This is a genomic window from Clavibacter sp. MX14-G9D (genome assembly GCF_032917815.1).
Taxonomy (GTDB): Bacteria; Actinomycetota; Actinomycetes; order Actinomycetales; family Microbacteriaceae; genus Clavibacter; species Clavibacter michiganensis_K.
On the sequence record NZ_JAVCVL010000194.1, the window covers coordinates 1 to 5,047 of the forward strand.

3 protein-coding genes and 1 pseudogene are annotated in these 5,047 nt (G+C 75.3%); 3 read left to right on the plus strand and 1 reads right to left on the minus strand.

The window, feature by feature from the left end; genetic code table 11:
* Nucleotides 1-622, plus strand: a pseudogene (locus Q6969_RS12830) (hypothetical protein); the annotation flags it as partial.
* Nucleotides 623-634: 12 nt separating this feature from the next.
* Here the strand turns inward: Q6969_RS12830 and Q6969_RS12835 are convergent.
* The gene (locus Q6969_RS12835; RefSeq protein WP_104290149.1) at nt 635-2,452 is read right to left on the minus strand and encodes an ABC-F family ATP-binding cassette domain-containing protein; all 1,818 of its coding nucleotides are present in this window, start codon (nt 2,450-2,452) and stop codon (nt 635-637) included.
* 147 nt (nt 2,453-2,599) lie between these two features.
* On the opposite strand from Q6969_RS12835, the gene Q6969_RS12840 reads away from it, so the two are divergent.
* Nucleotides 2,600-3,886, plus strand: a complete 1,287-nt coding sequence (locus tag Q6969_RS12840; RefSeq protein WP_104290150.1) for an MFS transporter — start codon at nt 2,600-2,602, stop codon at nt 3,884-3,886.
* Between the two features lie 56 nt (nt 3,887-3,942).
* Nucleotides 3,943-4,926 carry a hypothetical protein gene (locus Q6969_RS12845; protein WP_317230782.1) on the plus strand — a complete coding sequence of 328 codons (984 nt, stop codon included), beginning with the start codon at nt 3,943-3,945 and terminating at the stop codon, nt 4,924-4,926.
* Nucleotides 4,927-5,047: the final 121 nt, after the last annotated feature.

The window sequence follows — 5,047 nt, forward strand, 5'->3', positions numbered from 1 at the left end:
GCGGGACCCGTCCCGGCGCCCCCTCGCGTGGGCCGCGGGCGCGCTCGTCGTCGGGCTGCTCGGCGGCGCGGGCATCGCCGCGGGCCGGGACGGAGCCGCGGCGCCGTCCGCCGAGGCGACCGCCTCCCCGACCCCGACCGACCCCGCGGACGCCGACGCCCCCGAGCCCCCGGATCCGGCGGACGTCCTCTCGCTGCTCGGGACCGACATCGGCGGCCGGTCCCGCGGCATCGCCCTCCAGGACGTCCTGGACCGCCCCCGGGAGGAGGCGGACTCGCCGCCCCGCTCGCCGCGCGGCGACGTCGACCTCTCCTCGATCCGCGGCGTGCAGACGAGCGTGGGCCTCTACGTGGCGCGCACGATCTCCGCCGACGTGTGCCTGCTGGTGTACCCGTGGTCGGGATCACCGCGGGAGGACGATGCGAGCCCCGGATCCGGGATCCTGTCCTGCGTGTCCCCCGCGCAGCTCGCCGCCTCGGACCTCCACGTCACCTGGGTCGCGGACGCGCCGCTGCGCGCGTTCGACGGCCGGATCGTGATGGCGGGGATCGAGCTCACGGCGGCCCTGGCCCCCGACAGCACGATCACGCTCGCATTCCCGGCGGGTCAGCTCGCGTACTGACCGGCCGGCGGATCAGCCCTCGAGCAGCTCGCTGAGCTCCATCCACCGGCTCTCGAAGGCCTCGACCTCGGCCTCGATGGCGCGCACGCCCTCGTTCGCCTTCGCCAGCCCCTCGTAGTCGTCCGGATCGTGCTCCGCCATGGCGTCGAGCGCCTGGCGGCGGCGGGTGTCCGCCTTCTCGAGCTTCCGGGTGATGCTCGCGAGCTCCTTCTGCGCGTTCCGGAGCTCGGCGCCCTGGAGCTGCGAGCCGCCGGATCCGCCGAGCGTGGCGGTGGCCTGGCCGCCGACCTCGTCGGGCCGCGCGACGGTCGCCTTCTCCGCGTTGCCGGGCTGCGACCGGAGCTTCAGGTACTGCTCCACGCCGCCCGGGAGGTGGCGGAGGTTCCCGTTCATGACGGCGTACTGCTGGTCGGTGACGCGCTCGATGAGGTACCGGTCGTGGCTCACGACGAGGAGCGTGCCGGGGAAGGAGTCGAGCAGGTCCTCCATCGCGGCGAGCATGTCCGTGTCGAGGTCGTTGGTGGGCTCGTCGAGGATGAGCACGTTCGGCTCGTCGAGCACGATGAGGAGGAGCTGCAGGCGCCGCTTCTGGCCGCCCGACAGGTCCTTCACCGGGGTGGACAGCTGCGCGCTCGTGAAGCCGAGGCGCTCCAGGAGCTGACCCGGGGTCATCTCCTTGCCGCCCGCGACGTACGTGGTGCGCTGGCGGCCGATGACGGTGGACACGCGGTCCTCCAGCACGTCCTTCAGCTCGTCGAGCTGCTGCGTGAGCACGGCCACCTTGATGGTCTTGCCGCGCTTGACCCGGCCGCTCGTGGGCTGCAGGGAGCCGGCGACGAGCGACAGCAGCGTCGACTTGCCGGCGCCGTTGACGCCGAGGATGCCGGTGCGCTCGCCGGGCGCGATGCGCCACTCGACGTCCTTCAGGATCTGCTTGTCGCCGTAGCTGACGGACACGTCGAGCAGGTCGACCACGTCCTTGCCGAGCCGCTGCATGGCCATGGAGGCGAGCGAGACGGTGTCGCGCGCGGGCGGCTCGTCGGCGATGAGGGCGTTGGCCGCCTCGATGCGGAACTTGGGCTTCGCCGTGCGTGCGGGCGCACCGCGGCGCAGCCACGCGAGCTCCTTCTTCATGAGGTTCTGGCGCTTCGCCTCGGAGACCGCGGCGCTGCGGTCGCGCTCGACGCGCTGCAGGATGTACGCCGCGTACCCGCCCTCGAACGGCTCGATGAGCCGGTCGTGCACCTCCCACGTGGCGTTGGCGACCTCGTCGAGGAACCACCGGTCGTGGGTCACGACGATGAGGCCGCCGGAGCTCGGCGCCCAGCGGCGGCGGAGGTGCCCGGCGAGCCAGGCGATGCCCTCCACGTCGAGGTGGTTGGTGGGCTCGTCGAGGAACAGGATGTCGTGGTCGCCGATGAGGAGCTTCGCCAGCGCGACCCGGCGGCGCTGGCCGCCGGAGAGCTGGGCGACGTCCGCGTCCCACGGCACGTCCGACGCGAGCCCGTCGATCACGTCGCGGACGAGCGGGTTGCCCGCCCACTCGTGCTCGTCGATGCCGCCGACGATGGCCTCGCCCACGGTCTGGCCGTCGGGCAGGGTGTCGCTCTGGTCGAGGACGCCGATGGTGACGCCCCGGCGGCGCGTGACGCGGCCGCGGTCGGGCTCGAGGCGCCCGGCGAGGAGGGAGAGGAGGGTCGACTTGCCGTCGCCGTTGCGTCCGACGATGCCGATGCGGTCGCCCTCGTTCACCCCGATGGTCACGTCGTCGAAGATCACGCGCGTCGGGAACTCGAGGTGGAGCGCTTCGGCTCCCAGCAGATGGGCCACCGGACGAGCCTAGGTGGTCTCCACCCGGGGAATTCCCGCGAGCGGTCCGTCGTTGCCCCTCCTCGTGACCCGATCGGGGTCGCGCGCTCGACGGGGAGCGGCCCGCCCCGCCCGGCCGCGGGGATCCGCCCACCGCGAGGAGCGCACATGACCACCGGCAGCACCGACACCGCATCCGCGCCCACCGCCGCCGGATCCGCCCCGCTCGCGTCACCCCGCCGCGAGTCCCCCGTGGGCCTCCTCGTCTACGCGCTCACGCTGCTCGTGCTGGTCGCCAGCGGCGCCGCGCCCTCGCCGCTCTACCCCGTGTACCAGGAGGAGTGGGCGCTGCCGCCCGTGGTGCTCACCGTCGTGTTCGCCGTCTACGTCGCCGGCCTCCTCGCGACCCTGCTGACCGCCGGGCGGCTGTCCGACCACATCGGCCGCCGGCCCGTGATCCTCGGGGCGCTCGCCGTCTCCGTCGCCGCCATGCTCGTGTTCGCGTTCGCCGAGGACGGGCTGGCGCTCGTCGTCGCGCGCATCCTGCAGGGCCTCGCGATCGGCCTGGCGACCGGGGCCCTCGGCGCCGGGATGATCGACCACCAGCCCGTCCGCCGGTCCGGCCTCGCCGCCTTCCTCAACGGCGTGGTGCCGCCCGCCGCGCTCACGGTCGGCGCGCTGGGCAGCGGCTTCCTCGTGGCCTACGGGCCGGCTCCGGAGGAGACGGTGTTCCTGGTGCTCGCCGGGCTGATGCTCGCCGCGGGCGTCGCCGTCGCCGTCGTTCCCGAGCGGCAGCCGCGGCGGGCGGGCGCGCTCCGCTCGCTCGTGCCGTCGGTGGCCGTGCCGCGCGCCGCCCGCTCGGTCTTCACCGCCGTCGTCGGCGGCATGATCGCCAGCTGGGCGCTCGGCGGCATGTTCCTCGCGTTCATCGGCTCCGTCCTCGGCACGACCTTCGGCCTGCACAGCGCCGCGCTCACGGGCGCGGCCATCGCCCTGTTCACCGGCACGGGCGCGGTCACCGGCATCGTGATCCGCACCCGCGACGCCCGCCGCAGCCTCATCGTGGGCGTCGTCGCGCTCGTGCTCGGCCCGGTCGGCCTCGTCGCGGCCATCTGGACGGCGTCGCTCCCCCTCTTCGCCGTGGCCGCGGTCGTCGGCGGCGTCGGCTTCGGCGCGGGCTTCCAGGCCGGCCTCCGGCTGGTGCTCGCGGAGGCGCCCGTCGACCAGCGCGCGAGCCTGCTCTCCTCGGTCTACGTCGCCAGCTACCTCGCGTTCGGGATACCGAGCATCGTCGCCGGGGTCTTCGTGGAGGCCGACGGCCTGCCCGTCGTGCTCACGGTCTACGGCGCCTTCGTCGCGGCGAGCGCCCTGGTCGCGCTCGTGCTGCAGCTGGCGGGCGGGCGCGCCCGCCGGGCCGAGCGGATCGCCGCCCGGGACGCCGCGTCGGCTGCCTGACGCGCACCGGCCGCGCGTCCGGGGGCGCCGCCCTTCCGCCGGCGCACGGGCCTGACATGCTCGTCGCGACGATCGACCACGGGGGCACCATGACGGATCCGGACGACGACGCGGGCGACGACGAGGTCGGCCCCGACGCCGAGTGGGGACGCCTCGTCGGGGAGGTCGGGCAGGCGACCATCGGCGATCCGCGCATCGCGCGGCTCGTCTTCGTGCCCGCGGCCGTGCCGCACCCCTTCGAGGACGCCGTCGAGGTCGTCGAGCGGGCCGCGGCGCAGCTGCTCCACGGCTCCGCGGAGCGCCCCGTGGCGTTCCTCGGCTACCACGCGATGAACCGCCTCACGCGCTCGCGGGAGGCGGTGGGCTTCCTCGTGACCGACCGCGCCGTCCACGTGCGGGACGCGCCGTCCGGGGTGATCCTCCGCGCGCCCGTGCGGCGGATCCCGCTGGTCCGCGGCCCGGAGGGCGCCGCCGCGGCGGCGGCGGCGACCGTCGCGACGGCCGCCGGGGGATTCGCGTGGCAGCACGTCGACCACCTGCTCCCTCCCGACGCGCGGCCCGCCCTCCTCGGGGCGCTGGAGCGGGCCGTCGCGCTCACCCTCGAGCACGACGCGCGGACCTCGCGGTCGCTGCCCGCGGCCGTGCCCCGCGCCCGCGGCCTCGTCGGCCGCATCGCGGAGCTCGGGCTCGGCGACGTGGTGCGGCTGCCGGACGATCCGCGGCACCGCAAGCACATGGCCCGGCTGACGAAGGCGCTGGCACTGCCGGAGGAGGAGCGGATCCTCTTCACCGTGACCGACCAGACCCTCGGCGGGCCGTACGGGGTCGTCGTCACCGGCACCGCGATCCGCTCGAAGGACCTCATGGAGGAGCCCGTGGCGACGCCGATCGCCGGCCTCGATCCGACGGCGATCCGCGTGGAGGGCGCGCGGCTGCACGTCGGCGACGAGCACACTCTCCCGGCGCACCTGGAGGACGCGCAGCGCACCGCGCTCGAGACGCTCCTCCGCGAGCACGTCGGCGGCGCGCTCGACGGGTGAGGCGGATCCGCCGTCAGGCCGCGACCGTCTCCTCGGGCCGGGGCCTCGCGGCGCCGCCCGTCGCGCCCGCCTCCCACCGACGGAGGCGCCGGAGCCCGTGCACGCGGACGGCCGCGCCCAC

Bases quoted from the DNA above. Each gene is read 5' to 3' on its own strand.
- Q6969_RS12840 (WP_104290150.1), top strand. From the start codon at position 2,600: ATGACCACCGGCAGCACCGACACCGCATCCGCGCCCACCGCCGCCGGA.
- Q6969_RS12845 (WP_317230782.1), top strand. From the start codon at position 3,943: ATGCTCGTCGCGACGATCGACCACGGGGGCACCATGACGGATCCGGAC.